General features: G+C 71.1%; 30 protein-coding genes. 16 read left to right on the top strand and 14 right to left on the bottom strand.

The annotated features are described in order from the left end of the window. Nucleotides 1–45: 45 nt before the first annotated feature. Nucleotides 46–1,242 (bottom strand): aminopeptidase, encoded by a 1,197-nt coding sequence (locus tag Ato02nite_RS10140; protein ID WP_213006175.1) that lies wholly within the window; start codon nt 1,240–1,242, stop codon nt 46–48. A gap of 237 nt (nt 1,243–1,479) precedes the next feature. Between Ato02nite_RS10140 and Ato02nite_RS10135 the strand changes: the two genes are divergently transcribed. Continuing rightward, entirely contained in the window at nt 1,480–1,926 is a 447-nt protein-coding gene (locus Ato02nite_RS10135; RefSeq protein ID WP_213006174.1) for a DUF6232 family protein, read from the top strand. Between the two features lie 3 nt (nt 1,927–1,929). Here the strand turns inward: Ato02nite_RS10135 and Ato02nite_RS10130 are convergent, their stop codons facing one another. Then, nucleotides 1,930–2,844, bottom strand: coding sequence for a helix-turn-helix domain-containing protein (locus Ato02nite_RS10130; RefSeq protein WP_213006173.1), 915 nt, complete (start codon nt 2,842–2,844; stop codon nt 1,930–1,932). 206 nt (nt 2,845–3,050) lie between these two features. On the opposite strand from Ato02nite_RS10130, the gene Ato02nite_RS10125 reads away from it, so the two are divergent. After that, complete coding sequence (locus tag Ato02nite_RS10125) at nt 3,051–3,251, top strand: DUF397 domain-containing protein (RefSeq protein ID WP_213006172.1); 201 nt, start codon at nt 3,051–3,053, stop codon at nt 3,249–3,251. Here the strand turns inward: Ato02nite_RS10125 and Ato02nite_RS10120 are convergent. Next, on the bottom strand, nt 3,237–3,872 hold the full coding sequence (locus tag Ato02nite_RS10120; RefSeq protein ID WP_213006171.1) for a DUF5753 domain-containing protein: 636 nt from the start codon (nt 3,870–3,872) through the stop codon (nt 3,237–3,239). The genes Ato02nite_RS10125 and Ato02nite_RS10120 overlap by 15 nt on opposite strands. Before the next feature lie 218 nt (nt 3,873–4,090). Between Ato02nite_RS10120 and Ato02nite_RS10115 the strand changes: the two genes are divergently transcribed. Genes Ato02nite_RS10115 through Ato02nite_RS10105 form a run of 3 tightly spaced genes read left to right on the top strand, consistent with a single transcriptional unit; the run spans nt 4,091 to nt 6,927 of the window. Then, nucleotides 4,091–5,470 carry an alpha/beta fold hydrolase gene (locus Ato02nite_RS10115; RefSeq protein ID WP_213006170.1) on the top strand — a complete coding sequence of 460 codons (1,380 nt, stop codon included), beginning with the start codon at nt 4,091–4,093 and terminating at the stop codon, nt 5,468–5,470. Nucleotides 5,471–5,516: 46 nt separating this feature from the next. Then, complete coding sequence (locus Ato02nite_RS10110) at nt 5,517–5,957, top strand: MarR family winged helix-turn-helix transcriptional regulator (protein ID WP_213006169.1); 441 nt, start codon at nt 5,517–5,519, stop codon at nt 5,955–5,957. Nucleotide 5,958: 1 nt separating this feature from the next. Next, a complete protein-coding gene (locus tag Ato02nite_RS10105; protein ID WP_213006168.1) occupies nt 5,959–6,927 on the top strand; it encodes a pirin family protein in 969 nt (322 codons plus the stop codon). Nucleotides 6,928–6,937: 10 nt separating this feature from the next. Here the strand turns inward: Ato02nite_RS10105 and Ato02nite_RS10100 are convergent, their stop codons facing one another. Both Ato02nite_RS10100 and Ato02nite_RS10095 read right to left on the bottom strand, forming a co-directional pair. Further along, nucleotides 6,938–8,158, bottom strand: coding sequence for an enolase C-terminal domain-like protein (locus tag Ato02nite_RS10100; protein WP_213006167.1), 1,221 nt, complete (start codon nt 8,156–8,158; stop codon nt 6,938–6,940). Continuing rightward, the gene (locus tag Ato02nite_RS10095) at nt 8,155–8,997 is read right to left on the bottom strand and encodes an NAD-dependent epimerase/dehydratase family protein (protein ID WP_213006166.1); all 843 of its coding nucleotides are present in this window, start codon (nt 8,995–8,997) and stop codon (nt 8,155–8,157) included. The genes Ato02nite_RS10100 and Ato02nite_RS10095 overlap by 4 nt, the downstream gene beginning before the upstream one ends. 110 nt (nt 8,998–9,107) lie before the next feature. Between Ato02nite_RS10095 and Ato02nite_RS10090 the strand changes: the two genes are divergently transcribed. Beyond that, nucleotides 9,108–9,512 carry a hypothetical protein gene (locus Ato02nite_RS10090; RefSeq protein WP_213006165.1) on the top strand — a complete coding sequence of 135 codons (405 nt, stop codon included), beginning with the start codon at nt 9,108–9,110 and terminating at the stop codon, nt 9,510–9,512. Between the two features lie 2 nt (nt 9,513–9,514). Here Ato02nite_RS10090 and Ato02nite_RS53225 read toward each other — a convergent pair whose 3' ends face one another. The 4 genes from Ato02nite_RS53225 to Ato02nite_RS10070 form a co-directional block, all read right to left on the bottom strand. Further along, on the bottom strand, nt 9,515–10,126 hold the full coding sequence (locus Ato02nite_RS53225) for a Clp protease N-terminal domain-containing protein (RefSeq protein ID WP_213006164.1): 612 nt from the start codon (nt 10,124–10,126) through the stop codon (nt 9,515–9,517). 1 nt (nt 10,127) lies between these two features. Continuing rightward, nucleotides 10,128–10,364: a helix-turn-helix domain-containing protein gene (locus Ato02nite_RS10080; protein WP_213006163.1), complete on the bottom strand. Its 237-nt coding sequence runs from the start codon at nt 10,362–10,364 to the stop codon at nt 10,128–10,130. Between the two features lie 100 nt (nt 10,365–10,464). Continuing rightward, on the bottom strand, nt 10,465–11,235 hold the full coding sequence (locus tag Ato02nite_RS10075) for a VOC family protein (protein ID WP_213006162.1): 771 nt from the start codon (nt 11,233–11,235) through the stop codon (nt 10,465–10,467). A 160-nt stretch (nt 11,236–11,395) separates the two neighbouring features. Then, on the bottom strand, nt 11,396–13,534 hold the full coding sequence (locus Ato02nite_RS10070) for an ATP-binding SpoIIE family protein phosphatase (protein ID WP_213006161.1): 2,139 nt from the start codon (nt 13,532–13,534) through the stop codon (nt 11,396–11,398). A 146-nt stretch (nt 13,535–13,680) separates the two neighbouring features. Between Ato02nite_RS10070 and Ato02nite_RS10065 the strand changes: the two genes are divergently transcribed. Further along, a complete protein-coding gene (locus Ato02nite_RS10065; protein WP_213006160.1) occupies nt 13,681–13,959 on the top strand; it encodes a hypothetical protein in 279 nt (92 codons plus the stop codon). 116 nt (nt 13,960–14,075) lie between these two features. Continuing rightward, entirely contained in the window at nt 14,076–15,470 is a 1,395-nt protein-coding gene (locus tag Ato02nite_RS10060; RefSeq protein WP_246606413.1) for a mechanosensitive ion channel family protein, read from the top strand. 94 nt (nt 15,471–15,564) lie between these two features. Here the strand turns inward: Ato02nite_RS10060 and Ato02nite_RS10055 are convergent, their stop codons facing one another. After that, nucleotides 15,565–15,921 carry a DUF6401 family natural product biosynthesis protein gene (locus Ato02nite_RS10055; RefSeq protein ID WP_213006159.1) on the bottom strand — a complete coding sequence of 119 codons (357 nt, stop codon included), beginning with the start codon at nt 15,919–15,921 and terminating at the stop codon, nt 15,565–15,567. Between the two features lie 81 nt (nt 15,922–16,002). Here Ato02nite_RS10055 and Ato02nite_RS10050 point away from each other — a divergent pair, with 81 nt between their 5' ends. Beyond that, nucleotides 16,003–16,431 carry a hypothetical protein gene (locus Ato02nite_RS10050; protein WP_213006158.1) on the top strand — a complete coding sequence of 143 codons (429 nt, stop codon included), beginning with the start codon at nt 16,003–16,005 and terminating at the stop codon, nt 16,429–16,431. Between the two features lie 6 nt (nt 16,432–16,437). Here Ato02nite_RS10050 and Ato02nite_RS10045 read toward each other — a convergent pair whose 3' ends face one another. Continuing rightward, entirely contained in the window at nt 16,438–16,644 is a 207-nt protein-coding gene (locus tag Ato02nite_RS10045) for a hypothetical protein (protein ID WP_213006157.1), read from the bottom strand. A gap of 97 nt (nt 16,645–16,741) precedes the next feature. On the opposite strand from Ato02nite_RS10045, the gene Ato02nite_RS10040 reads away from it, so the two are divergent. After that, nucleotides 16,742–17,437: a toast rack family protein gene (locus Ato02nite_RS10040; protein WP_246606412.1), complete on the top strand. Its 696-nt coding sequence runs from the start codon at nt 16,742–16,744 to the stop codon at nt 17,435–17,437. On the opposite strand, the gene Ato02nite_RS10035 is transcribed toward Ato02nite_RS10040, so the two are convergent. Further along, on the bottom strand, nt 17,425–17,799 hold the full coding sequence (locus Ato02nite_RS10035) for a DoxX family protein (RefSeq protein WP_213006156.1): 375 nt from the start codon (nt 17,797–17,799) through the stop codon (nt 17,425–17,427). The two genes, Ato02nite_RS10040 and Ato02nite_RS10035, sit on opposite strands and share 13 nt — an antisense overlap. A gap of 98 nt (nt 17,800–17,897) precedes the next feature. On the opposite strand from Ato02nite_RS10035, the gene Ato02nite_RS10030 reads away from it, so the two are divergent. Continuing rightward, on the top strand, nt 17,898–18,389 hold the full coding sequence (locus tag Ato02nite_RS10030; protein WP_213006155.1) for a MarR family winged helix-turn-helix transcriptional regulator: 492 nt from the start codon (nt 17,898–17,900) through the stop codon (nt 18,387–18,389). Nucleotides 18,390–18,468: 79 nt separating this feature from the next. Then, entirely contained in the window at nt 18,469–18,705 is a 237-nt protein-coding gene (locus Ato02nite_RS10025; protein WP_213006154.1) for a hypothetical protein, read from the top strand. 109 nt (nt 18,706–18,814) lie between these two features. Here Ato02nite_RS10025 and Ato02nite_RS10020 read toward each other — a convergent pair whose 3' ends face one another. Beyond that, a complete protein-coding gene (locus Ato02nite_RS10020; RefSeq protein ID WP_213006153.1) occupies nt 18,815–18,994 on the bottom strand; it encodes a hypothetical protein in 180 nt (59 codons plus the stop codon). Between the two features lie 38 nt (nt 18,995–19,032). Then, complete coding sequence (locus Ato02nite_RS10015; RefSeq protein WP_213006152.1) at nt 19,033–19,497, bottom strand: SRPBCC family protein; 465 nt, start codon at nt 19,495–19,497, stop codon at nt 19,033–19,035. Nucleotides 19,498–19,572: 75 nt separating this feature from the next. Between Ato02nite_RS10015 and Ato02nite_RS10010 the strand changes: the two genes are divergently transcribed. The 4 genes from Ato02nite_RS10010 (at nt 19,573) to Ato02nite_RS09995 (ending at nt 24,175) form a co-directional block, all read left to right on the top strand. Further along, complete coding sequence (locus Ato02nite_RS10010) at nt 19,573–21,156, top strand: phytoene desaturase family protein (RefSeq protein WP_213006151.1); 1,584 nt, start codon at nt 19,573–19,575, stop codon at nt 21,154–21,156. An 83-nt stretch (nt 21,157–21,239) separates the two neighbouring features. Beyond that, nucleotides 21,240–22,448, top strand: a complete 1,209-nt coding sequence (locus tag Ato02nite_RS10005) for a glycosyltransferase (protein ID WP_213006150.1) — start codon at nt 21,240–21,242, stop codon at nt 22,446–22,448. Nucleotides 22,449–22,529: 81 nt separating this feature from the next. Continuing rightward, nucleotides 22,530–23,432, top strand: a complete 903-nt coding sequence (locus tag Ato02nite_RS10000; RefSeq protein ID WP_213006149.1) for an ABC transporter ATP-binding protein — start codon at nt 22,530–22,532, stop codon at nt 23,430–23,432. Between the two features lie 2 nt (nt 23,433–23,434). Beyond that, nucleotides 23,435–24,175: an ABC transporter permease gene (locus tag Ato02nite_RS09995; protein WP_213006148.1), complete on the top strand. Its 741-nt coding sequence runs from the start codon at nt 23,435–23,437 to the stop codon at nt 24,173–24,175. The last annotated feature ends 7 nt before the right edge of the window (nt 24,176–24,182 follow it).

The raw sequence follows: 24,182 nt of genomic DNA, 5'->3' as shown, positions 1-24,182 counted from the left end.
GGACCGGCTCGCCGCCCCGAGCGGTCCGCCCTCAGCGAACGCGGATCACAGCACCCACGTGTCGTCGCGGATGATGTCGACCGTGCCGCCCGGGCCGGTGCCGGTGACCGTCATGCCGTCGCCGCCGATGACCACGTCGGTGTGCACGCCGGACTGGTTCAGCCCGACGGCGGCCCGCTGCTCCGTGGTCATCGCCATGCCGCCCTCGACCGACCAGGGGAAGCTCTGCCCCCACGCCACGTGGCAGCCGGCGTTCTCGTCGTAGAGCGTGTTGTGGAAGACGATGCCCGCCTTCGCGATCCGGCTGTCCCGGTCGACCAGCGACACCTCACCCAGGAACCGGGCGCCCTCGTCGGCGTCGATCTGCGCTCGGATCACGTCGCCGCCCTCGTCCGCCCACACCTCGGTGATCCGCCCGTTCTTGAACGTCACCCGCAGCCCGGTGATCTGTTGACCCGCGATCACCATCGGCCGGCTGACCCGGATCGTGCCGTCCGCGCGCCGCCGGTCGGGGCTGGTGAACACCTCTTCGGTGGGAAGGTTGGGCAGATAGGGGATGCCGTCGGCGTCGATCATCCCGCCGCCGGTCCAGCGCGTGTGCGGTAGCAGGCCGACGGTCAGGTCGGTGCCCTCGCCGATGTAGTGCACCTCGGTCAGCTCCAGCGCGTCGAGCTGCTTGGCGCGGGCCCCGAGGGTGGCCGAGCGGGCCTGCCACTCGGCCGCCGGGTCGGCGGAGTCGAGCCGCATCGCGGTGCTCACCGCCGCCCACAGCCGGTCCATGTCGGGCTCGCCGAAGACCTGTTTCGCCCAGCCCGGGTTGGGTGCGGCCACCAGCGACCAGCGCATGCCGCCGAACAGCGCGTCGCGCCGGGCGCGCGCCTCGTCGTGCCGGCGGGCCGCCACCCGGACCGGGTCGGCACCGTCGAACAGGTGCGGGTCCGAGTCGCCGACCAGGCCGATGGAGGCGACCCCGGCCGCCCGCCACTCGGCGAACCGGGCGAGCGCCCACGGCCGGCTCGCGGTGAGCTCCTCGAGCGACGCGTGATCGACAGCGGAACGCTGGATCGGCCCGTCGGTGAAATTGACCTCCACCCAGCCGGCACCGGCCTGGTACGCGGCCTCGACCACGGCTCGGGCGATCTCCAGGTTTGCGGTGTCGCTGTCGACCACGACACCCTGACCCGGCTGGACGTTGACCCCGGCCCGGACGACCAGGTCAGCTAAGCGCTCGATCTGTCCCATGCGGGACAGACTAGATCAGCGCGGGGGCGCCGGTGGTGCCCGGCGAGGTGGTGCAGTTCGCGGGCCAAGGTAGAAAGGCCCACGAAAGCCACGAATCTTTCCTCGTAAAACAGGGCAAAGGTCTCTTAAATTCGAACCTGCGTATCGCAGTTAGCCGCCAGCCGACGGACTTTCCTTGTCCGCCGCTTGCTGTCAGCCGCTTGACACCTCACGATTAGTTACATCAGGGAGGTCGTCATGGCACTCAACTCGGGTACCTCGGCAGCCAGTCACAGCGGGTGGGTCGTCTTCTATCGCGGCTCCCGCATTCTCGTCACCAGCCACCACATCGATGTCATCAACGGTGGCCGTTACCTGGTCCGCGACCTGAGCCAGGTGACGCGAGTCCACTCCTACCAGTACCCGGCGAGCACCGTCGCGCTCCTCGCCGGGGCCGTCGAGCTGGTCCTCGGCCTGGTGCTCACCATGTACTTCGGGGTGGCGGCCATGTTCGGCGTGGCCGTCGTCGACGCCGCGGGCCTGGCCGCCGCGATCCTGCTCGACCACCGGCGAAATCCACGGTGGATGGAGCTGCGGGCCACCTGTCGCGGCCGGCGGATCGTGCTGTTCCGCAGTCGCAATCAGCGCGAGTTCGAGCAGGTGCGCCGGGCCGTCATCCGAGCGATCGAGACCCACCACTGGTGACGGTCACGGCGTCCGGATGGAGTCCCGGATCTCCTCGATCATCTCGATCGCGTCATCACCGGTGCGGCCGTAGTCGAGCAGGTCCTTGAGGATGTCGCGGAAGAGGCTGGTCGCATCGGACGCCGTGGTCAGCGAGTCGAATCCGTTCGCGGCCTCGACAAAGAGCACGTCGCCGTGCTGGCCGGTGTCGAACTGCAGCAGCTCGAAGTTCCCGCCGATGCCGGACTGGTGGGTCATCTCGAGCGGGATCACGGCGATCGTGTAGGCCTCCGGCTGTGCGGCCAGGTCGAGCAGGTGGGTCAGCTGCCGCCGGAGGGCGTCGGGGCCGCCGATCGGGCGCCGCAGCACCGACTCGTCGATGACCGCGACGATGCGCGGCGGCTCCGGCTTGACCAGTCGTTCCCGGAATGCCTGCTGCCGGTCCATGCGCAGTTTGACCCGGGCCAGCGTCTCCTTGTCATCGGGGCTGCGCCGGGTGGACAGGCCGGTCACCGCGCGAGCGTATTCCTCGGTCTGCAGCATTCCCGGCATGAACAGCAACTGCCAGACATTGATGGTGGAGGCTTCGCTCTCGTATGCCACGAAGCGCTGGAAATCGCCGGCGAGCCGATGCTTGCTGTACCACTGCCGGGCGCGGGAAGCGTGTGAGAGCCGGGCCAGCGCGGCCATTTCGTCGGGGTCGTCGACGCCGTAGTAGGTGAGCAGAGCACGCACCTCGAGCGGCTGGACGGTGACCTCGCCCTTTTCGATCCGGGCGAGTTTCGAGATGGACCAGCCGGTGTGGTCGGCGACGGTGGCCGGCGACAACTCGCTGGCCTCGCGCAGTTGCTTCAGCCGCGACCGGACGAGCTCGCGGGCAACGGCGGGGCCCACCTCCGGCGAAGAGGGCGCGGCGGGGGGCTCATGCACGTCGGCCATGGCCACGATCATCCAGATGCCGCCCCGATGCGTCAACGAGATCTGCGGATTGCAGGTAGCAGAAACCCATCCGCGAGACCCTATCGTACTTCGGCGCTAATGCCAGAACTTCAGGAGACATGAATGGCTCTGAATATCCGGTACTGTGAGTGATCGGTCGGCTTCATGGTGGCAGGACATGAGGCCGGACCGACGCGGGAGGAACAATGGACGATCTACGCCACCTCACCTGGCGAAAGAGCAGAAGGAGTTCCGGCGGCGCGTGCGTGGAGGTCGCCGAGAGCGGCGACTCGATCCATGTGCGCGACTCGAAGGATCCGGCCGGACCGGTGCTGACCTTCGGGCGCGATGCCTGGCGGGTGTTCGTCGGCGACGTCAGGAAGTCGGCGACGTCAGGAAGACAGTGAGCCGCTGATCGACTCGAGCAGGGCGGTCGCCTCGTCGCCGGTGACGGCCGACGCGAGCATCGACTCCGCCGTTTCCCGGTAGTGCCGGACCAGTTCCTGGTCGGTGCCGACGATCTCGTCGCCGTTGGTGCACTCGAAGAACACCGCGGCCTGGCCCTCGGCGACCTGGTGGACCTCGAAGGGGCCGGCCATGCCGGGGTGGACGCCGCGATCGAACGGGATGATCGCCAGCGTGAGGGTCTTCAGCCTGGACAGCGCGATCAGGTGTGCGAGCTGCTCGCGCATCACGGCCGGGCTGCCGACCACGCGGCGGACCACGGCCTCGTCGATGACGGCCCACATCCGCGGCGGTGTCTCGCCCTTGAGCCGTGACTCGAAGGCGCGGGCCCGCTGCATGCGCACGCCGACCTTCTCGGTGAGCTCGGTGTCGACCGGCGCCGGCCGGGTGATCTCGCCGATCACGGCGGCGGCGTAGCCCTCGACCTGCACGAAGCCCGGCAGAAAGCTCGGCTGGACCTGGAAGATCTCCGTCGACTCCTGCTCCAGCCTCATCAGCTGGTCGAAGGCCGCCGGCCCTCGAGCGTCGTTGATCTCCACCGAACCCATACCTGGCCCTCTCATCCGGTCAGCATAGTTCCGACGGCCAGCAGCCGTCTGCATTTCGCAGACGGCACTCTGTCATATGAGAACGCGCATCGTCGAGGCCGACACGGTGGCGTATTCCCGCCCTCCGCCGGCGACTCACCATCGGGTGACGCCCGAAGCGGTGAGGGATCCTGGCACGGACGTTCACCGACCGGGGGCAGCGCGACGTATCGAATATCAACTAACGTCCCAGCATGGTTCGCGGCGTTGGTCTGCTTCCGGCGCTGGTCTGGGGTGTCCTGGCCGGCTTCTGGCGGCCGCGCGGGCCGATCTTCCCGATCGACGCGATCGCCATTCTGGTCATCAGCATCGTGGTCGGGGTGTTCGCCGGGCGGATCGCGCGGTCGCGCTGGGCGATCCTGCTGGCGCCGGTTCTCTTCGCGCTGGCCGGCGAGATCACCCGGGTCGGTTTCACCGGGCCGACCGTCGACTACCCGCGGCCGACGCCGCTCGGGCTGCTCGCGCTGATCGTCGGGCGCGGGCTCTACGCGTTGCTCGCGCTGCTGCCGATGGCGGTGGGTGCGGCCTACGGTGCCGGGTCCCGGCGGCGCAGCCGCAGTGCCTGGCGGTTCGTGGGGCGCTTCGTCGCGGGTGTCTTCGCCCTGGTCGTCCTGGTCACCGGGGTGGCGGTGGTGCTTCCGGGGCGGGTCGCGCCGATCCGCGGCGGCATCTCCGAGATGGCGTACGCGGGGAAGTTCGGTCTGATGATCCGGGGAGCCCGCGCCGACGCGCCCGTGCTGCTGTTCGTGCCGGGCGGGCCGGGCGGCTCGGAGCTGGCCGCCATGCGGCAGAGACTCGGCGCGCTGGAGCAGACGTTCGTGGTGGTGACCATGGACCGGCGGGGCGGCGGGCGGTCGTTCGGTGCGCTCGACCCCACGCCGACGTTCACCGTGGACGACGAGCGGCGCACCGTGCTGGCCGTCACCGACTACCTCCGGGCCCGGTTCCGGCGCGACAAGATCTACCTGGTGGCGCACTCGGGCGGCACGATCGGTGCGACCCTCGCGGTGCAGGACTCGCCCGCGCTGTTCGCCGCCTACGTGGGGGTCGGGCAGGTCGCCGACCCGACGGCCAGCGACCGCACGCAGTATGACGACACCCTCGCCTGGGCGCGGTCGAAGGGCGACGCCACGCTGATCGCGCGCCTCGAGCAGGTGGGCCCGCCGCCCTACGCGAACATCTACGGGTACGAACCGATGCTGCTGAACGAGGACGCGGTGTACGGGACGGACAACGGGGACGCGCTGCTGGCGAACGCGCAGGCGCCGGAGCTCGGTGCGCTCGACAAGGTGCACGTGATCGCCGGGTTCCTGGACTCTTTCGACGCCTTCTACCCACGGGTGCGTGCTGTCGACTTCCGGACACAGGTGCCCTCGCTCGGCGTACCCGTCTATTTTGTTGCCGGAGACCGTGAGGTGCCCGCCCGGGTGCGGGACCTCGCGCGGTGGTTCTCGGCGCTGCAGGCGCCGCGCAAGGAGACCGTGACCCTGGGGAACGCGGGGCACCGATCGATGTTCGATCAGCCGGCCCGGTTCGAGGCGGTAATGAAGCGGGTCCTGGCCGAGAACCCGTGAGCGACGGCACTTGTTGTTTCAGATTTGAAAGAGTTACCGTGTGGGCATGGCCGAACCGCTGAGCGACACCGAACAGCGCGCCTGGCGCACCTTCATCGAGAGCTCGTGGGCGTTGCACACCCACCTCGAAGACGATCTGCGCGCCGCGACCGGTCTCAGCATGAATGATTATCACGTGCTCGTGGTGCTCTCCGAGGCGCCCGGGCACCGGCTGCGGATGGGTGAGCTGGCCGGTCACCTGGTCTTCTCGCCGAGCCGGGTCACCTACCAGATCAACTCGATGGTCAAGCGGGGGCTGGTGCTCAAGCAGCCCTGTCCCGAGGACGGCCGCGGTCAGGAAGCCATCCTCACCGACGAGGGCATGGCCGCCCTCGAATCGGCCGCGCCGCTGCACCTGATCACCGTGCGGGACCGGTTCATCGACCGGCTCGACCCCGACGAGCTCGACGTCATCGCTCGGGTTTTCGACAAAGTAAGGAAGGCCTGAGATGCCCGCCATCACGGTCGACGACGTACTGGTCCTGCCGCGCCTGCCGCTTCTCGGTGAGGGCACCGACTTCCGTTCGGTCCGTCGGCTCACCACCGCCCCCGCCGGCTACGAGGGCGAGGGCTTCCCGGTGCGCCGGGCCTTCGCCGGGGTGCCGATCAACGAGCTCGACCCGTTCATCCACCTCGACCAGATGGGCGAGGTCGACTACGCGCCGGGCGAGCCCAAGGGCACGCCGTGGCACCCGCACCGCGGCTTCGAGACGGTCACCTACATGATCGACGGGATCATGGACCACCAGGACTCGCTCGGTGGCGGCGGCACCATCACCAACGGCGACACCCAGTGGATGACCGCCGGGCAGGGCATCCTGCACATCGAGGCGCCGCCCGAGCACCTGGTCACCAGCGGCGGCCTCTTCCACGGCCTGCAGCTGTGGGTCAACCTGCCCCGGGCCGCCAAGATGATCACCCCGAAGTACCAGGACATCCGCGGCCGCGAGTCGGCCCTGCTGACCTCCCCGGACGGCGGTGCCCTGATCCGGATCATCGCGGGCGAGGTCGACGGGCACGCCGGCCCCGGCTCCACCTTCACCCCGATCAACCTGGCGCACGTCACCCTGCAGCCCGGCGCCCGGCTCGACCTGCCCTGGCAGCCGGACTACAACGCCCTGGTCTATGTGCTGGCCGGGCGGGGCACGGTCGGCGTCGAGCGGCGGCCGATCCAGATCGGCCAGCTGGCCGCGCACGGCGCCGGCGACGCGATCCGGGTCGAGGCCGACCCGGCCCAGGACTCCAACATCCCGGCCATGGAGCTGTTCGTGATGGGTGGCCGGCCGATCCGCGAGCCGGTGGCCCACTACGGCCCGTTCGTCATGAACACCCGCGAGGAGCTGGCTCAGGCCTTCGACGACTTCAAGAAGGGCCGCCTCGGCGTGGTCCCGGCCGGCCGACTCCCGCACACCGACTGAGGCGGGCCGCTCAGGGCGCCTCGATCGAGCCGTCGGGGCGCCGGACCGTGGCCGCCCAGCGCTCGTGGCCGCCGATCACCGGCGGGTGGGCGGCGGCCAGCTTCTCGTCCAGCTCGATGCCCCAGCCCGGTGCGGTGGACGGGCGGGCATGACCCGCCTCGATCACCGGTGTGCCCGGGAAGATCTCCTGGACCACGTCGGGGTAGACGTGGCCCTCCTGGATGCCGAACGCCGGGCTGGTCAGGTCGAGCGCCAGATTGGCGGCGGCGCCGATCGGAGAGACGTCGGCCGGGGCGTGCCAGGCGGTCTGCACACCGGTCAGCTCGCACAGGTCGGCCAGTTTCCGGGCCGGGGTGAGGCCGCCGATCGCCGACACGTGGCAACGCAGCAGGTCCACCCCGCCCGCACTGACCAGCCGGGCCGCCTCGGCGACCGAGACGGTCAGCTCGCCCACGGCGATCGGAACCGGCGAGGCGGCGCGCACCTCGGGCAGCCGGTCGTAGTGCTCGGGCGCGACCACGTCCTCCAGGAAGAACAGGCGGTAGGGCTCGAGCGCGCGGGCCAGCACCACGGCCTGCTTCGGGGTCAGTCGGCTGTGCACGTCGTGCAGCAGCTCGACCTCGTCGCCGAACCGGGCTCGGGCCTCGGCGAACAGGCGCGGCGTGGTCGCCAGGTAGTGGTGCACGTTCCAGCCGTCGGGGTAGGGCGCGCCCGGATAGCCACCGGGGGAGCCGGGTGCGCCGTACGTGCCGAGGCCGGGCTGGCCGGTCTGCAACCGCACGTGCCGGCAGCCGGCGTCGATGAGGCGGGCCGCGTCGTCGAGGGTCTCCTCCACCGTCGCGCCGGAGGCGTGCAGGTAGACCGGAACGTCGCCGCGCAGCCGGCCGCCGAGCAGGTCGTGGACGGGCATGCCGGCGCGCTTCCCGGCGATGTCCCACAGCGCCATGTCCACCCCGGACAGCGTGCTGTTGAGCACCGGACCACCCCGCCAGTACGACGAGAAGTGCAGCAGGCGGCCGATCTCCGAGATGCCGGTCACCGGCTTGCCGACGACCAGCGGCGTGACGTGCGTCTCGAGGGCGGCGACCACGGCCGCGAAGCGTTGGTGGAAGGTGGCGCAGCCCAGCCCGTACAGGCCCGGCTCGGAGGTGTCGATCCGCACCACGACCAGGTTGACGCCCTCGGGTGCGGTCACGATCGCGCGCAGCCCGGTGATGGTCGGCGACGTCATGCGGCGACCGGGAACGGGAACGCCGCCTCGAAGCCGAGCAGCTGCTTGGCGGGGGCGAGGTCGATCGGCACGCTCCGGCCGGGGAAGGACGGCCGCGGTACGCCGGGATGGAACTTGTCGAGGAGCCACTCGGTCGGCTGCGGCGCCAGGGTTTCCGGGGCCGCCGCGTACACCACGTGGCAGCCCGGCGTGGCCGGCCGCAGCGCCGCGACCAGCACCGCGGCCGCGTCCCGGGCGTCGAGATAACTCCACACGTCGGCCGCGCCGCGTTCCGGCTCGTGCGCGAAAACGGCCGAGGCCTCGGCGAGCCGGCCGTCCGCCGTACCGATGAAGGGCAGGCGCAGGGCCACCACGCTCATCCCGTACCGCCGGTTGATCATCGCGGCGGTGGCCTCGTCGACCTGCTTCGACAGCGCGTACGGGTCGGTGGCCTGCAGCGGCAGCCGCACGTCGATCGGCAGGTAGGGCATCCGCAGCGGGGTGCGCGCGAACGGCAGGCCGCAGATCGCGTAGCTGCTCGCGATCGCCGCCCGCTCGATGCCGGCGAGCCCGGCCCGGTCGAGCACGGTGAACGTGGCCAGGGTGTTGTGCCCGAAGACGACCTCACCGGGATCGCCGTTCGGGTTCGGGATGGCAGCCAGGTGGATCACGGCGGTCGCCGCCCGCAGCGCGTCGTCGACGACCGCGGCGTCGCGCGCGTCCCCGACGACGACCCGGTCGGCTCGGATCGTCGCGACCGGCTCCAGGACCAGCGCGGTGACCGGGACGCCTCGGGCCGCGAGAAGGTCGAGCACGGCCGTGCCGACCAAGCCGGCAGCGCCGGTCACCAGGACATGCATGGCTGCAACGTACTCCAGCAATGTCTTGATCATCACGGGCGACGAACGGCCGGGTCTCCATTATCATCGACCCGATTACGCGTGATCGATGGTGCTGTCTGGGGGGCGGCATGGCGTTTCGGGTGGAGTACAACGGCGAGGACATCCAGCTCGCCACCCTGGAAGCCGCGCTGGACTGTGCCCGCAACGCGATCGCGAACGACCTGGACCGCTTCGACGGCTGGGCGGTCGAGCACGACGAGGACGTCGACGACTGGTTCGTGCAGGCGGTGCGCAACGGGCGCCGGGTCGGGCCGCTCGCGGTGATCAGCGCTCTGGACCACCGGACCCGGCCGGGCCCGGCGATCGTCGAGGAGTGGGAGCGTCGGGTCTCGTTCGTCGGCCAGACCCCGGCCGAGGCGTTCGCGATGGCCGCCGACTGGCTGGAGCGCCGCCCCGACATCGAGACCCTCGGCGACGTCGGCTGGCACCACACCGCCAGCGGCCATCAACTGCGCATCTATTTCCGGGGTTAGCGCTAGGCGGCCTGGTCCTTCAGGGAGCGCTCCAGGTCGGTGCGCATGGTGGCGAAATCCACGTGGTGGTCGGCGAGGATGCGGGCGGCCAGGCCCTCGCCCTCGCGCAGCAGGCCCAGCATGATGTGCTCGGGCGCGATGAAATTCTGGTGCAGCCGGATGGCCTCGCGCAGGGACAGCTCCAGCAGCTTCTTGGCGCGCGGCGAGAACGGGATGTGCCCGCCGGAGGCGTAGAGCTTGCCGAAGAAACCGCGCTTCCTCGGCGGTGGCTTCGGCAGCCGCAGCGCGCCCGCGCCGAAACTCTCCTCGATGGCGGCGCGCACCTTGTCGAGGTCGATGCCGATGGCCTTGAGGGCGGCCGCGTCCTCGGCGTCGGGGTCGGTGAAGGAGAGCTCGGGCGGCTCGATCACCCCGATCAGCCGCTGGACGTCGGCCTGGGCGGTGTCGCCGTCGAGGCCGTGCTCGCGGAGCAGCCGGGTGACCGTGCCGTCCTCGTCGCGGAGCATCGCGATCAGCACGTGCTCGGTGCCGATGTGCTCGTTGCCCAGATCGCGGGCCTCCTCCTGCGCGCCGATGACGACCTGGCGCGCGGCGGCGGTGAACCTCTCGAACATGTCAGTCCTCCCGTGGGTCGCGCGCCGGCATCAGGTGCGCGTGCTTCTTGTGGACGCCCTGCCGGGTCACCCCGAGCGCGTCGGCGATCTCCTGCCAGGACCAGCCGTTGCGGCGAGCGTTGGCCACCTGCAGGTGCTCGAGGCCCTCGAGCAGGCGGCGCAGTGCCACGACCGCACGCAGGCCGACCCGTGGATCGGCGCTGCCGGCGGCGGCGGCGAGGTCGGTTGCTTCAGTCATGCTGTCAACTTACGTTGACGAACGGCAAGCGTCAACCCCGGTTGACACGACGGGCAAAAAGAAGGGCCGGCGCGAACGCGCCGGCCCTTCTATCGCCAGGTCAGCCGCCGTAGGTGAGCTCCAGGCCGATGATGTCGTTGTAGGCCACCGACAGCTCGACCGGGCGCGGCACCGGCGCGGTGATCGCGAACGGTGTGCCCAGCGGGTCGATGATCTCGACGTATTTCCCGAGGCCCATCTCCATCGGGCCGGCCGCCACCCGGCCGCCCCGCCGGGCCACGTGGTCGACGAGCTCCAGGCAGTCGGCCACCTGGAACGACGGCTGCCAACGGAAGTCGTACCGCCCGGTGATCAGCCCGGCCACCGAGTCGTGCGCTTCCGTCAGCCACTCGCCACTGCCGAACTCGTGGGTCAGCGACCAGCCGAACACCGAGCCGTAGAATTCGGTCGCCGCACCGATGCCGTCGGTCAGCAGGTCGGACCAGGCCATCGTGCCCGGCTCGCCGCGCAGCTGCGCGCCGGCGAAACCGGCGGCCTGCCACAGACCGAAGATCGCGCCGGTCGAGTCGGCGACGATCGCGCTGCGCGCGCCGGGCCGTTCCTGCGGGCGGACCAGAGTGCGACCGTACGCGGCCTCGACGCGCTCGATCGTCTGCTCCAGGTCGGGCGCGGCCAGGTAGGTCAGCCAGCCCTCGGGTCGATCCGGGCGGCTCCGGGCGAGGCCGGCCACCGGGCGGCCGTCGAGCAGGAACCGGTCACCGTCGAGCTCCCAGTCGAACAGATCCGCATAGAACCTGGCCGCTCGGGCCGGGTCCGACGTCGTCAGTTCCGCCCAGCAGGGTGTCGATGGCGCAAAGCCTCTTATCCGCATGTGCCGCTCCAACGTGGATGCCCCGATTTAGTTGACCACCTTACGGCACCCAATACGCTTCGTCACTACCCCAGGGTTCAATGTCCGCTTTGGCGGGTGTTGTGGCTACGAAGAGTAATCGTTCAGGGGGACGGACGTTACATGACCGTTAAACACTCGGTCAGTCCGATGTGGAACGGAGCAGCAACTCGAACCACACCGTGGAGCCGCGGACCGACGGGTCGGTGCCCCACGAGTCGCTCAACTCCTCGATCAGACCCAGCCCGCGGCCGCGGCTGCTCATCGTGTCGGTGTGCGCGCGGATCACGCTGCCCCGGGTGCCGGTGTCGGCCACCGAGACCAGCAACCGCTCGGCGTTCAGGTCGATGTGCACCTGCGCCGGGGTGCCCGCGTGCAGCAGGGCGTTCGTGGTCAGCTCGCTGGTGCACAGGATCGCCGAACTGATCACCTGCTCGGGGACCGTCCACTCGCGCAGGCGGGTCGTCATCCACTGCCGGACCCGGCTCGGCCCGGTCGGCTCGGCCGCCACCAGCATCGTGGCCGACCGGCTCAGCGCCACCGCCCGCTCCACGGCGAGCACCGCCACGTCGTCGTCGGTCGAGCCGGGCACCGCGGTGGTGGCCAGCGCGCAGAGGTTTCGCGGGTCGCCGCTGGACGCTCCGGCGGCCACCGCCACCAGTGCGTCCAGGCCGTCGTTCAGCGCCCGGCCGCGCCGCTCGACCACGCCGTCGGAGAACATCAGGATCGAGTCGCCCGGCTCCAAGCGCACCTGCCCGGTCTGCCACCGGCCGCCCAGGCCCAGCGGCGCACCCGGCGGCACCTTGACCAGCTCGGCCGTCGGCGGCCCGCCGGCCACCCCGGCCCGGCGCAGTACCGGCGGCGGATGGCCCGCGCTGGCCATGGTGATCGTGCCGTCGGCCGGGTCGAGCACCCCGTAGACGACGGTCACGAAGATCTCCTCGTTGCGCGACTCGGCGCCCAGCGAACCGACCAGCCGGTCGAGCCCGGCCAGCACGCCCGGCGGGTCGGGCTCGGTCAGGGCGAGCGCCCGCAGCGCGGCCCGGACCTGGCCCATCACCGCGGCGGCGCGCACGTCGTGGCCGGCCACGTCGCCCAGCACGATCGCCAGCCGGCCGTCGGCCAGCCGGAAAGCGTCGTAGAAGTCGCCGCCCGCCGCGTTGCCGTCCACGCCGACGTCGTAGCGGGCCGCGATGCGGAACCGCTCCAGCTCGGGCAGGTGCTCCGGCAGCATGCTGCGCTGCAACAGCTGGGCCGTGCCGTGCTGCGCCTCGAACCGGCGGGCCCGCTCGGCCGCCTGCGCGACCAGCTGGGCCGCGGCGTTGAGCAGGGCGCGCTCGGCCGGCAACCAGGTGTGTGAGCTGCGGTAGCCGATGCTGAGCGCGCCGCTGAGCGAGGCGGTGCGCAACGGCAGCACGGCCAGCGCCCGGATGCGCCGCTCGTGCCGGTCGGTCGCCACCACCCGCAGCGGCTCGCCGTCGGGCACGAACGAGGGCTGGTTGGACCGGGCCGCCGCGACCAGCGGGGCGTGCGGGTCGTCGGACAGCCGCTTCCACACCGGGGGCAGTCGCTCGTCGGCCTCGTCGAGCATCTCGCCGCGGATGCGGCGGACCGCCCGGAACGTGTTGCCGTCGTCGACCGCGAACATGCAGAGGTCGACGTCGAAGGAGGCCATCGCGTAGCCCAGAACCACCCGGGCCACGTCGTCGACGGTCAGCGCGGCGGCCAGCCGGGAGGTCAGCTCGCTGAGATTTTGCAGGCGGCGGGTCACCTGGGTGGTCTCGGCGGCCACCGTCAGCACGCCGGCGACCGTGCCCTGCGAATCGCGCACCATTGAATGCCCGCGGGTGAAGAACGCCTGCTCCGGGCGGGTGCCCTCGGCGCGCACGACGGTCAGCTGGGTCTCCGGCTCGAGGAACGGCTGGCCGCTGCGGTAGACGTCCTCGACCACCCCGCCGATGCCCGGCGAGCGCCAGATCTCCCCGAAGGACTCGGCGGCGGGCCGGCCCAGGGCGGCCGGGTGCAGGGTGCCGATCAGATCCGCGTACGCGTCGTTGTAGATCAGCACGAACCGGTCGCCGTAGCAGAACGCCATCGGCATCGGCGAGGTCAGCACCAGCTCGACGGTCGCCGTGACGGCCGGGTCCCACCGGTCGCGCGGGCCCAGCGGAGTGCTCTCCCAGGCCAGGTCGTGGACGAGCTCGGCGCAGCCGGTGCGGCCGCCCGGCTGCGTGGGCAGCGTGGGCGTGTGCGAAGGGCTCACCCCACCCGTACCGGCCATGCTCAAAAGGGTAGCCCGACTCGGCCATTCGGACGATGCCCCACCGGCCGACCGTCCGATTGTTGACGGCACGGGCGGACCCGGATCACGGTCAGGCACGGGTTGAGCTTGGCAAATGCTTGTTTCCCTCACGTAAGGTCGCCGCCGTGATCGACGCGGAGCCCTTGATCGACCTGTCCGAGCCCCGCCACCACGAGCAGGTGACCCCGCGCGGCCGTCGCCGGCGGCGGGCCGCGATGCTCGCTCTGGCGGCGGTGGCCGCGCTCGTCGCCGGCGGTGCCGGTTACACCGTCGTGCACCGCGCCGCCGCGCCGGCGACCGCACCGGTGCCGGCCCCGACCACCCGGCCCGCCGTCGCACCCGACGCTCTCACCGCTCCCGGCGACCGTCCGTCGCCCGGCCTGGACCCGGTCCGGTCGCGCTGAGCCGCTGATCGGCACCGTCCGGAGGACGGGGTGCCTCGACGGGCGGAATCGTTCGTTTCGTCCTATGGTCGCAGTGCTGGCGGACGCCGAGCTGCCGGAAACCATGGGAGTGTGTGATGACCGGGAACGGGCTGGGCCAAGGGCTCAGCGACATGTGGCGATCGGTGCTGTTGTTCCTGCCTGCCGCGCTGGCCTTTGTCGTGATCCTGGTGGTCGGCTACATCGTGGCGCGACTGTTGCGGACCGTGGTGGCCAAGGGCCTGCGCCGGGCCGGCTTCGATCGGGCCGTGTCGCGCGGTGCGGTCGGGCGGGCGCTGCGGGGCGGCGGGATCAGCGCCACCGACCTGTGCGCGAAGATCGTCTTCTACGCGGTGCTGCTGTTCGCGCTGCAGCTCGCCTTCGGGATCTGGGGACCGAACCCGGTCAGCGACCTGCTCACGGCGCTGATCGCCTGGCTGCCGCGGGCCTTCGTGGCGATCGTGATCGTGGTGGTGGCCGCGGCGATCGCCGGAGCCGTGCACGACCTGATCGTCAGCGCGCTGGGTGGGCTCGCCTACGGGCGGCTGGTCGCCCGGGTGGTCGCCGTCGTGATCGTCGCGCTCGGCGTGATCGCCGCGCTGGACCAGGTGCGGATCGCGACCTCGGTGACCCAGCCGCTGCTCATCGCGGTGCTCGCGATGGTCGCCGGAGTGGTGATCGTCGGCGTCGGCGGTGGGCTGATCCGGCCGATGCAGCAGCGCTGGGAGACCTGGCTGGAGCGGGCCGGGGCCGAATCGTCGGTGATCCGCGAGCACGCGAAGGCGTACGCGGAGGAGCGGCGCGTTGCCGACGAGGCCCGCAAGGCGGAGGAGGAGCGGGTTGCCGAGGCCCGGCGGGCCGAGGAAGTGCGCCATGCCGAGGAGGCCCGGGCGGAGGAGACCCGCAAGACCGAGGAGAAGCGGCGGGCCGAGGAGGCCGGGCGGGCGCAGGAGGCCTGGCAGGCCGAGGAGAAGCGGCTCGCGGAGGAGCGCCGGCGGGCGGACGAGGCTCGCCGGGCCGAAGAGGCCCGGCACGAGGCGGCCCGGATGGCCGAGACCACCCAGGCGGTGACCGGTACGGTCGGCCGGGACGCCGCCGAGACACAGGTGGTGCGGGACGACTCGGCGGTGACGCAGGTCGTGGCCGACACCGGGCCGGGGGCGGCCACCACCGATGACATCTATCGGGAAGCGGGCTCTGCGGTGGCGGACGAGACCCAGGTGATTCCGCCGCCGCGGCAGGGACGGCCGCGGCGGGTGACCGACACCACGGTCGACCTGGAGGCGGTGGATGATCGACCGCACGTGGTGCCCGGGTTCGACCGGGACGACGATCCGGACAGCACCACGGTGATCAGCTCGGACACCGCCGACACCACGATCGTCAACCCAGGGCCGAACGCCGTGGTCATCGGCAGCGACTCGACCCAGGTGATCCCGCCGCTCGACGAGACGCCCGGCGAGACCGAACCGCCGCGCAAGGATCGGAAATAGCTGCACAGGGCCCGGAAATAGGAGAGGGGCCGGCGCCAGGAAAACCTGGCGCCGGCCCCGGTGTGACGGTAAGCCTGTAGCGGTGGTGGTTAGGTCAGTTGGCCGTGGGCAGGGTGCGGGCGAGGGAGCAGACCGCCAGCAGGCGCTGCATGACCCAGTCGTTGGCCGCCCAGTCGAGCGGGCCGACCGGCGGGCGCCAGCCGTGGGTGAAGGCGGCGTCGCGTACGCCCTCGGCGTACGCGGCCAGCAGCACCGCGGTCAGCGGGCGGGTGTCCGCCGAGAGGCTGTCGCGGACGCCGGCGGCGTGCTGGTCGACGAGTGCCATCAGACCCGGGTTGGTGTCGGCGGCGGCGAGGCCGCTGACTCCCACGGTGTCGTGCAGCTCGGCGAGGCAGGCGTTGGCGGAACGGAGGGCAGCACGGGCGGCGGCGCCGCTGAACAGGCCATTCATGAGGGAAAAGTTACGGAGCCCGGGGTAGTGAACGGTTCTCCCCAACGGTGCAGCTTGGTTGAGGATTCAGGAGGCGGGGGCATGCGCGACGACGGGCCGGATGAGGCGCACCGGCGGCCGGACGGGCTCGACGACCTGACGGTGCAGGCGCTGGGCAAGCTGAGTGAGGCGCTCGAGACGACCGAGCGGGCCCGCGGCCACCTCTACTCGATGCACCAGCTCACCGGCACGGCCGACTTCCAGCTGGACGAGGCGGTGTCGCTGTTCATGCAGGCCGGCCACGAGGAGTTGGCGGGCCGCATCCAGCGGGAGCTGATCGGGCGCAACGTCACCCCCGGCCACTGGACGTTTCAGCTGGTCGAGGAGTACGACGACGGGTACTGGTCGGAGCTTCGCGCGCTCGAGAAGGCGGCCCGGGACGAGTTGGCACAGGGCCGCCGTCATCTCTACGAGGCGGAGCTGAAGGAGCACCGGCGCACCCACGGGCGGCCGGGACACGAGGCCTGCTAGGCCCGGTCAGCCCTCCTCGACCGCTTCCGGGCGGCGGCGCTCGACGTCGTCGGCGAGGATCACGGTCGCGACGACCATGGCGACCACGACGGCGAAGAGCCAGGACGCGTCGTCGACGAACTTGGCGGCCAGTGGCGCCTGGAAGGCGGCCAGCAGGAAGCCGACCCAAGCGAGGCGGCGCTGACTTTCGGACAGGAAACCGGCAGATCGCATTCGGAAAGTTTGTCTCGATCCGGACGGATCGCCGTCACCCGTTCGGCCGATTCTCCGTTGTCCGATGGTGCCCCCTGCCTTGCGTCCATGCGGCTCAATGATTCGCCTCATCGTCGCATTGTCGCTGCTCAGCGCCGTGTCCGGATGTATGAACCGAAAACCCGTCCCGGTGCAACCGCCGCCGGGGGGCGATCACGTCGTCGCCGCGGCCCGGCTGGGCCGGACCGGTGGCTATCTCACCGTCCGGAACGCGGCGTCCCGGATCCGGGTGGTGCTGGCGACCCTGCCCGGCCTGCTCTACCGGATCAGCACGCCGGCCGACTCCGGGCTCACGCCCCGGGTCACCGGAGCGGGCGGCCGGGTCGGGGTGTCGCTGCTGCCGACCGGCGGGGACGGCCCGGACGAGGTGCGCATCGTGCTGAACCGGGAGGTGCGCTGGCAGATCAGCCTGCCCGCGGGGGCCGGTGAGCAGCAGCTGGACCTGCGGCGAGGCCGGATCTCCCGGCTCGACCTGGGTGCCTCCGGCCTGGTGGAGCTGAACCTGCCGGAACCGGACGGCGCGGTGCCGATCACGCTGGGCGGGGGAGTGGGCAGCGCGACCGTGACGGCCGAGGCGGGCACGCCGCTGCGGCTGCAACTCGATCAGGGCGCCGCGGCCTGGCCCGGCGGGCCGGCCGCCCCGCCGGGAACCGTCTGGCAGACCCTGGGCCGGCCGGCGGCTTCCGGACGGTACGCGATCAGGGCGCTCGCCCCGATCGGCACCCTGACGTTGCGCACGCGTCAGAAGGAGTAGGGCCCGAACCGGCCCCAGACCACCACGGCCGCCAGGATCAGCAGCACCACGTTGGCGGCGGCCATCTGGTTCTCCTTGCGGCGCACGTGCACCACGATCGCGCCGATCATGATGATGACCAGGCCGAGCGCGGCCAGCGGCACCAGGATCGGGGCGATGTCGAACGCGGCCGGCAGGATCAGCCCGATCGCGGCGAGCACCTCGGCGGCACCGATCAGCTTGATCGTGCTGTCGCTGACGTCGGTGGCCCAGCCCATCCCGGACTCGACCAGCTTGGACTTGGGCTGCAGCAGCTTCATCACGCCGGCGGCGAGGAAAGCCAGGGCGAGCAGGCCCGCGATGATCCACAAGACGACGTTCACAGGTCCTCCAGGACTTGATGAGTGAAGCGCAACCTACGCGACAATGACTTCACGGCGCAAGTGATCGTAACTTCACACGTTAAGCTACGATGGCGGGTATGGAGAGCGAACCGCGCTGGCTGGGGGCCGATGAGCAGGAGACCTGGATGGCTCTGGCCGGCGTCCTGATGCGGCTGCCCGGCGCGCTCGACGCCCAGTTGCAGCGCGACGCCGGTGTCACCCACTTCGAATACCTGGTGCTCTCCGGCCTGTCGATGCAGCCGGAGCGCACGATGCGGATGAGCGAGCTCGCGGTGGTCGCCGAGGGTTCGCTGCCCCGGCTGTCCCAGGTCGTCTCGCGGCTGGAGAAACGCGGCTGGGTGCGCCGCACCCCCGACCCGGCCGACGGCCGCTACACCCTGGCGATCCTGACCGACGAGGGCTGGGACAAGGTCGTCGCGACCGCGCCGGGGCACGTCGAGGCCGTGCGCCAGTTCGTGTTCGACCCCCTCACCAAGGCGCAGCAGCGGCAGCTCGGCGAGATCGGCCGCCGCATCATGCGGGTGGTCGCGCCCAGCGAGTCCTGCCCCTCCCGGAAGGCCGACTCATGAGTTCTCTCTTCAATCCGGCGGTCCCCGCGGGCGCCTACGACGAGTTCCTGTCTCGGCGCACTGGGAGAGCGCGCCGCTGATGCTGTCGTCGGCCGCGGCGCACACCCCGCTGGTCTACGACTTCGGCGGCTTCCACCCGAGCTACTACTCGATGACCTACGAGCTCGATCACGGCGCGTGGGTCCCGCTGATGGCGATGTACCCGCCGCTGTTCGTCACGCTGGGCGCCGCAACCGACCCGGAGGCGCCGGTGCGCACGGCGATCGAGGGCTACATGATGGGGTTCGCCAAGCGCTCGTTCCAGACCGTGGGCTGAGACGCACCCGGCCGGTCGCCGGGCCGGAAGCCCGGTGACCGGCCGATGTGGCAGTCAGGTCCCGCTGTAGCTACGGGACCGTTTCGATGCCCGTATTATTAATTTTGGTTTAGTTCGGACCGGTGTGGCCGGTGGTGCTGGGCTCGTCGTCGGTCGGTTCCGCGCCGGTCTCGTTGTCCGACGGGTCGTTCTGGCCGTCGGTGTCCCAGGTGGCCATCGCCTTGTCGAGCTCGGCCAGCGGGAGCTTTTCCTCGTCGCGCCACACGCCGTCGTCTGTCGGATGCGTCATGGCGTCAAGCTACCCCCGTCGGCGAGTGATCAACCCGGTCAGATGCCCGGGCGGTCGACCTGGCCGCGCCACGAACCGGTCTCGGTGCCGTCGCGGTCCTCGATGAACTCCTTGAAGCGCCGCAGGTCGCCCTTGACCCGGTGGTCGACGACGCCGAGCGCGGCGCCGGTCTTCTCGACCACGCCCTCCGGCTCGAAGTCCATCTGGACGGTGAGCCGGGTGTGGGTGTCGTCGAGGCGGTGGAAGGTCACCACGCCGGCCTGCTTCTCGCCGTCGGTCGCCTTCCAGGCCACCCGCTCGTCGGGGAGCTGCTCGGTGATCTCGGCGTCGAACTCGCGCTTGACGCCGGCGATCTCGGTCTTCCAGTGCAGGTGCGTCTCGTCGAGCTGGCGGATCTCCTGGACGCCGTCCATGAACCGGGGGAATTCCTCGAACTGGGTCCACTGGTTGTACGCGGTACGCACGGGTACATCGACGTCAACGGACTCGGTCACGGTAGTCATGGGTGCATCCCTTCCTTGCTGTGGTGTTGTTCAGGACGTGCCCGGGTGATCCAGTGCTAAACGAGGCGAGGGTCGATGAAAGTCACAGTCGATGCGATCGTGGTCGGTGCCGGGCACAACGGCCTGGTCGCCGCCAATCTGCTGGCCGATGCCGGGTGGTCGGTGGTGGTGGTCGAGGCCACCCCGCGGCCGGGCGGTGCGGTGCGTTCCGGATTTATCACCGCACCTGGGTATTTAAGTGATCTGTTCAGTTCGTTCTACCCGCTGGGGATCGCCTCCCCGGTCCTGCGTGACCTCGATCTGGGGCTGGACTGGCGACATGCACCGGACGTCTTCACGCACCTGCTGCCGGACGGCCGGGCCGCCACCGTAAATCGCGACATCTCGGTCACGATGGCGTCGATGGAGCAGTTCGCACCGGGTGACGGGGAGCGCTGGCGATCCGCCTACGAGGAGTGGCGCGGCATCTCCGGGCCGCTGGTGGAGGCGGTGCTCCGGCCCTTTCCGCCGGTGCGGGCCGGTGCCGCTCTCCTCGGCCGCCTGAAGGTGCCCGGCGCGGTCCGGATGGCGCGGCGGCTCGTGCTCTCGGTCCGCCAGCTCGGCAGTGAGCTCTTCCGCGGCGAAGGCGCGACCCTCGCCCTGGCGGGCTGCGCGCTGCACACCGATCTCTCGCCGGAAGAGGCCGGCGGCGGCGTCTACGGCTGGCTGCTCGCCATGCTCGGCCAGGAGGTCGGCTGGCCGGTCCCGGCCGGTGGCGCCCAGCGGATCACCGACGCGCTGGTGGACCGGCTGACCGCGCGCGGCGGAGAGATCATCTACGACGCTCCGGTGGAACGGGTGCTGATCGCCCGCGGCCGGGCGATGGGGGTGCGGACCGCGGGCGGCCAGGATCTGCGGGCCCGTCGCGCGGTGCTCGCCGACGTGCCGGCGCCCGCCCTCTACCTCGACCTGGTCGGGGAGCGCTGGTTGCCGCCGCGCATGGTCGACGATCTCACCCACTTCCGCTGGGACGGCGCCACCGTGAAGATCGACTGGGCGGTACGGGGCAAGATCCCGTGGCGGAACCCGGCGGCGGCCGGTGCCGGCACGGTGCACCTCGGCGCCGACCTCAACGGCCTGACCCGCTACTCCGCCGAACTGGCTACCGACACGGTGCCGGACAAGCCGTTCCTGCTGTTCGGCCAGATGACCACGGCCGACCCCCGGCACTCGCCACCCGGCACCGAGTCGGCCTGGGCCTACACCCACCTGCCGCACCGGGAGCACTGGGCCGCCGGCGAGATCGAGGAGCACGTCGCGCGGATGGAGGCGGTGGTCGAGGAGCACGCACCCGGCTTCGGTGGCCTGGTCGCCGGGCGCAACGTCTTCTCCCCGGCCGGCCTCGAACGGGAAAATCCGTCGCTGGTCGGCGGCTCGCTCGGCGGCGGCACCTCGGCCGCGTTCCAGCAGCTGTTCCTGCGCCCGGTGCCCGGCCTGGGCCGCGCCGACACCCCGGTGGACCGGCTGTTCCTGGCCGGTTCGTCGGCGCACCCGGGCGGCGGCGTGCACGGCGCGCCCGGTGCGAACGCGGCCCGCGCGGCCCTCGCCCGCGACCGCCGGATCGCCGGATCGGTCTACCGCGCGGTGATCTCCGCAGCTCATCGCGGGGTTCTAGGGTAAGACCGGGAGATAGGCTGCTGATGTTTACGGATTTGGGCTAGGGGCAACTGCACCGCGTACCGCAGCCCGACCGGAGGGACCACGTGCGCATCGCGATGATTTCTGAGCACGCCAGCCCCTTGGGCGACGGCGGCCAGCAGACCCATGTCGCCGACCTGTCCGCCGCCCTCGCCGAACAGGGTCACGAGGTGCGTGTTTATACGCGCCGGGACGACCCGGTGGTGGCCGACGAGGTCAGCACGCCGGGCGGCATCCGGGTCGTGCACGTGCCGGCCGGCCCCACCCACGTCGTGCCGCCCGACCTCCTCCTGCCGTACATGGGGGAGTTCGCCCGGTGGCTCGAGGACCGCTGGCGCAACGGCGGCTGGACACCCGAGGTCGTGCACGCCCACTTCTGGACCAGCGGCCTGGCCGCGGTCACCGCGGCCCGCCAGCTCGGCATCCCGGTGGTGCAGTCGTTCCACGAGCTGGGCGAGGCCACCGCGGCACCGGACGGCAAACCGTCGCGAGCCGGTTACGAACGGGCGCTCGGCCGGGCCGTCGACCGGGTGGTCGTGCAGACCCAGGACGAAGTGCGCGGACTCGTGCGGATCGGGGTGCCCCGGGCGCAGCTCACGGTGGTCCCGGCCGGGGTCGACAGCGAACGCTTCACCCCCGAGGGCCCGGCCGTCGAACGCGACCCGGCCCGCCCCCGCATCCTCTCGGTCGGCCGGCTGGTCGAGCGCAAGGGCTTCGGTGACGTCATCGAGGCCATGCGCTGGGTGCCCGGCGCCGAGGTGGTGGTCGTCGGTGGTCCCGCCGCCGACGCGCTGCCCGCCGACCCCGGCGCCCGCAAGCTGCGCGCCCTCGCCGAGAAACTGCACGTCGCCGACCGGTTCCGGCTGGTCGGCCGGGTGCCGGCGGCGGACATGCCGAGCTGGTACCGCTCGGCCGACGTCCTGGTGGCCGCGCCCTGGCAGGACGACCTGGAGTCGTCCGCGCTCGAGGCGATGGCCTGCGGGGTGCCGATCGTGGGCACCTCGGTGGGCGGCCTCACCGAGACCGTGGTCGACGGGCTCACCGGTGATCTCGTGCCGGCCCGTGACCCCCGGGCGCTCGGCGGTGCGCTGCGCCGGCTGGTCAACGACAAGGTCCGCCGGTTCGCGTACGCGACCGCCGCGCTCGACCGGGCCCGCCAGGCATACTCCTGGCGGCGGGTGGCCTCCCAGGTCGGCTCGGTCTACTCGGCCGTCGCCGGACTACGGCGAGGCAGCAGCCCCGACCCGAGCGAGACGAACGAGGCGATGGCGTAGTCCCGCATCCACCAACCGGTGGATCGGAAGGCTCGCCCGGTGGTCGATTCGCCGCGGCCGCGCTGATGTGACGCTCGATGCATGGCAGTCATCGAGGTCAATCATCTGCGGAAGCATTACGGGGACACGGTCGCGGTGCGGGATGTCTCGCTCACCGTCGAGAGTGGTGAGATCTTCGGCATCCTCGGCCCGAACGGCGCCGGCAAGACCACCACGATCGAGTGTGTGGCCGGTCTGCGCACCCCGGACGACGGCACGATCAGGGTGCTCGGCCGCGAGCCGCGCGACCCGGAGCTGCGCCGGCTCGTCGGTGTCCAGCTCCAGGAGTCGCAGCTCCCGGAGAAACTCACCGTGCGGGAGGCGCTCGAGCTCTACAGCGCCTTCTATCCCGAACCGGCCGACTGGCGGGCGCTGACCCGGGAGCTCGGCCTCAGCGAGAAACTCGGCACCCGGTACGCGAAACTCTCCGGCGGCCAGAAGCAGCGCCTCTCGATCGCGCTCGCCCTGATCGGCAACCCGAAGATCGCGATCCTCGACGAGCTGACCACCGGTCTCGACCCGCAGGCCCGCCGGGACACCTGGGCCCTGATCGAGTCGATCCGGGACACCGGCGTCACGATCGTGCTGGTCACCCACTTCATGGAGGAGGCCGAGCGGCTCTGCGACCGGATCGCCGTGATCGACCGCGGCCAGGTCGTCGCCCTCGACACCCCGGCCGGCCTGGTCGCCGGGATCGCCGTCGAGCAGACCATCCGCTTCCGGCCGTCGGCGCCGCTCGACGATGCCCTGTTCGCCCAGCTCGGTGAGGTGCGCGAGGTGCGCCACCACGGCAGCCAGCTCGAGGTCATCGGCACCGGCAACCTGCTGCACGCGGTCACCTCGCTGCTCGCCACCCACCAGATCATCGCCAACGACCTGCGGATCGAGCAGGCCAGCCTGGACGACGCGTTCGTCCGGCTGACCGGCCGGGACGGGACGGAGTGACCATGAGCGTCTTCGCCAAACTGACCATGACCGAGCTGAAGCTGAACGCCCGCGAACCGGTGACGGCCTTCTTCACGCTGCTCTTCCCGACCATCCTGGTGGTGATCCTGGGCAGCATCCCGGCCTTCCGGGAACCGTCGGACGACCTGGGCGGCATCCGGGTCATCGACGTCTACGTCGGCATCTCGGTGCTGCTGACCCTGGCCATGCTGGGCCTGCAGGTCGTGCCGATGGTGCTCGCCACCTACCGGGAGAAGGGCATTCTCCGGCGGCTCGGCACCACCCCGGTACGCCCGGTCCTGCTCCTCGCGGCGCAACTCGCCGCCGCCCTGCTCACCGCGGTGGTGTCGGTGACGCTGGCGCTCGCGGCCGGCCGGATCCTCTTCGACGTGCCGCTGCCGGCGCAGTTCGCCGGTTTCGTGGTCGCGTTCCTCCTCTCCGCGCTGGGTGTCTTCTCGATCGGGCTGTTCATCGCGGCCCTGGTGCCCACCGGCAAGGCCGGCAACTCGATCGGCACGCTGCTGTTCTTCCCGCTGATGTTCTTCGCCGGGCTGTGGACGCCGCGCGAGGTGATGCCGGACGTGCTGCAGCGGATCAGCGACTTCACCCCGCTCGGCGCCGGCGAGCGCGCGGTGCACGAGGCGATGACGGGCCACTGGCCCAGCGCGCTGTCGGCTACCGTGCTGGTGGGTTACCTGGTCGTGTTCGGGCTGGCGGCTTCCCGCCTGTTCCGCTGGTCCTGAAAGGGTG

Origin of the sequence: Paractinoplanes toevensis (genome assembly GCF_018332695.1) — a bacterium.
GTDB lineage: Bacteria > Actinomycetota > Actinomycetes > Mycobacteriales > Micromonosporaceae > Actinoplanes > Actinoplanes toevensis.
This window is presented reverse-complemented; position numbering and strand designations above follow the sequence as displayed.

Coding starts and splice junctions, on each gene's coding strand:
- Ato02nite_RS10055 (WP_213006159.1), bottom strand. CDS start 15,921: ATGAATGGCCTGTTCAGCGGCGCCGCCGCCCGTGCTGCCCTCCGTTCC.
- Ato02nite_RS10075 (WP_213006162.1), bottom strand. CDS start 11,235: ATGCGGATAAGAGGCTTTGCGCCATCGACACCCTGCTGGGCGGAACTG.
- Ato02nite_RS10050 (WP_213006158.1), top strand. CDS start 16,003: ATGCGCGACGACGGGCCGGATGAGGCGCACCGGCGGCCGGACGGGCTC.
- Ato02nite_RS10130 (WP_213006173.1), bottom strand. CDS start 2,844: ATGGCCGACGTGCATGAGCCCCCCGCCGCGCCCTCTTCGCCGGAGGTG.
- Ato02nite_RS10115 (WP_213006170.1), top strand. CDS start 4,091: ATGGTTCGCGGCGTTGGTCTGCTTCCGGCGCTGGTCTGGGGTGTCCTG.
- Ato02nite_RS10100 (WP_213006167.1), bottom strand. CDS start 8,158: ATGACGTCGCCGACCATCACCGGGCTGCGCGCGATCGTGACCGCACCC.
- Ato02nite_RS10140 (WP_213006175.1), bottom strand. CDS start 1,242: ATGGGACAGATCGAGCGCTTAGCTGACCTGGTCGTCCGGGCCGGGGTC.
- Ato02nite_RS10105 (WP_213006168.1), top strand. CDS start 5,959: ATGCCCGCCATCACGGTCGACGACGTACTGGTCCTGCCGCGCCTGCCG.
- Ato02nite_RS09995 (WP_213006148.1), top strand. CDS start 23,435: ATGAGCGTCTTCGCCAAACTGACCATGACCGAGCTGAAGCTGAACGCC.
- Ato02nite_RS10000 (WP_213006149.1), top strand. CDS start 22,530: ATGGCAGTCATCGAGGTCAATCATCTGCGGAAGCATTACGGGGACACG.
- Ato02nite_RS10020 (WP_213006153.1), bottom strand. CDS start 18,994: ATGACGCATCCGACAGACGACGGCGTGTGGCGCGACGAGGAAAAGCTC.
- Ato02nite_RS10015 (WP_213006152.1), bottom strand. CDS start 19,497: ATGACTACCGTGACCGAGTCCGTTGACGTCGATGTACCCGTGCGTACC.
- Ato02nite_RS10060 (WP_246606413.1), top strand. CDS start 14,076: ATGACCGGGAACGGGCTGGGCCAAGGGCTCAGCGACATGTGGCGATCG.
- Ato02nite_RS10135 (WP_213006174.1), top strand. CDS start 1,480: ATGGCACTCAACTCGGGTACCTCGGCAGCCAGTCACAGCGGGTGGGTC.
- Ato02nite_RS10025 (WP_213006154.1), top strand. CDS start 18,469: ATGCTGTCGTCGGCCGCGGCGCACACCCCGCTGGTCTACGACTTCGGC.
- Ato02nite_RS10040 (WP_246606412.1), top strand. CDS start 16,742: ATGATTCGCCTCATCGTCGCATTGTCGCTGCTCAGCGCCGTGTCCGGA.
- Ato02nite_RS10010 (WP_213006151.1), top strand. CDS start 19,573: ATGAAAGTCACAGTCGATGCGATCGTGGTCGGTGCCGGGCACAACGGC.
- Ato02nite_RS10045 (WP_213006157.1), bottom strand. CDS start 16,644: ATGCGATCTGCCGGTTTCCTGTCCGAAAGTCAGCGCCGCCTCGCTTGG.
- Ato02nite_RS10070 (WP_213006161.1), bottom strand. CDS start 13,534: ATGGCCGGTACGGGTGGGGTGAGCCCTTCGCACACGCCCACGCTGCCC.
- Ato02nite_RS10125 (WP_213006172.1), top strand. CDS start 3,051: ATGGACGATCTACGCCACCTCACCTGGCGAAAGAGCAGAAGGAGTTCC.
- Ato02nite_RS10120 (WP_213006171.1), bottom strand. CDS start 3,872: ATGAGAGGGCCAGGTATGGGTTCGGTGGAGATCAACGACGCTCGAGGG.
- Ato02nite_RS10030 (WP_213006155.1), top strand. CDS start 17,898: ATGGAGAGCGAACCGCGCTGGCTGGGGGCCGATGAGCAGGAGACCTGG.
- Ato02nite_RS53225 (WP_213006164.1), bottom strand. CDS start 10,126: ATGTTCGAGAGGTTCACCGCCGCCGCGCGCCAGGTCGTCATCGGCGCG.
- Ato02nite_RS10080 (WP_213006163.1), bottom strand. CDS start 10,364: ATGACTGAAGCAACCGACCTCGCCGCCGCCGCCGGCAGCGCCGATCCA.
- Ato02nite_RS10110 (WP_213006169.1), top strand. CDS start 5,517: ATGGCCGAACCGCTGAGCGACACCGAACAGCGCGCCTGGCGCACCTTC.
- Ato02nite_RS10095 (WP_213006166.1), bottom strand. CDS start 8,997: ATGCATGTCCTGGTGACCGGCGCTGCCGGCTTGGTCGGCACGGCCGTG.
- Ato02nite_RS10090 (WP_213006165.1), top strand. CDS start 9,108: ATGGCGTTTCGGGTGGAGTACAACGGCGAGGACATCCAGCTCGCCACC.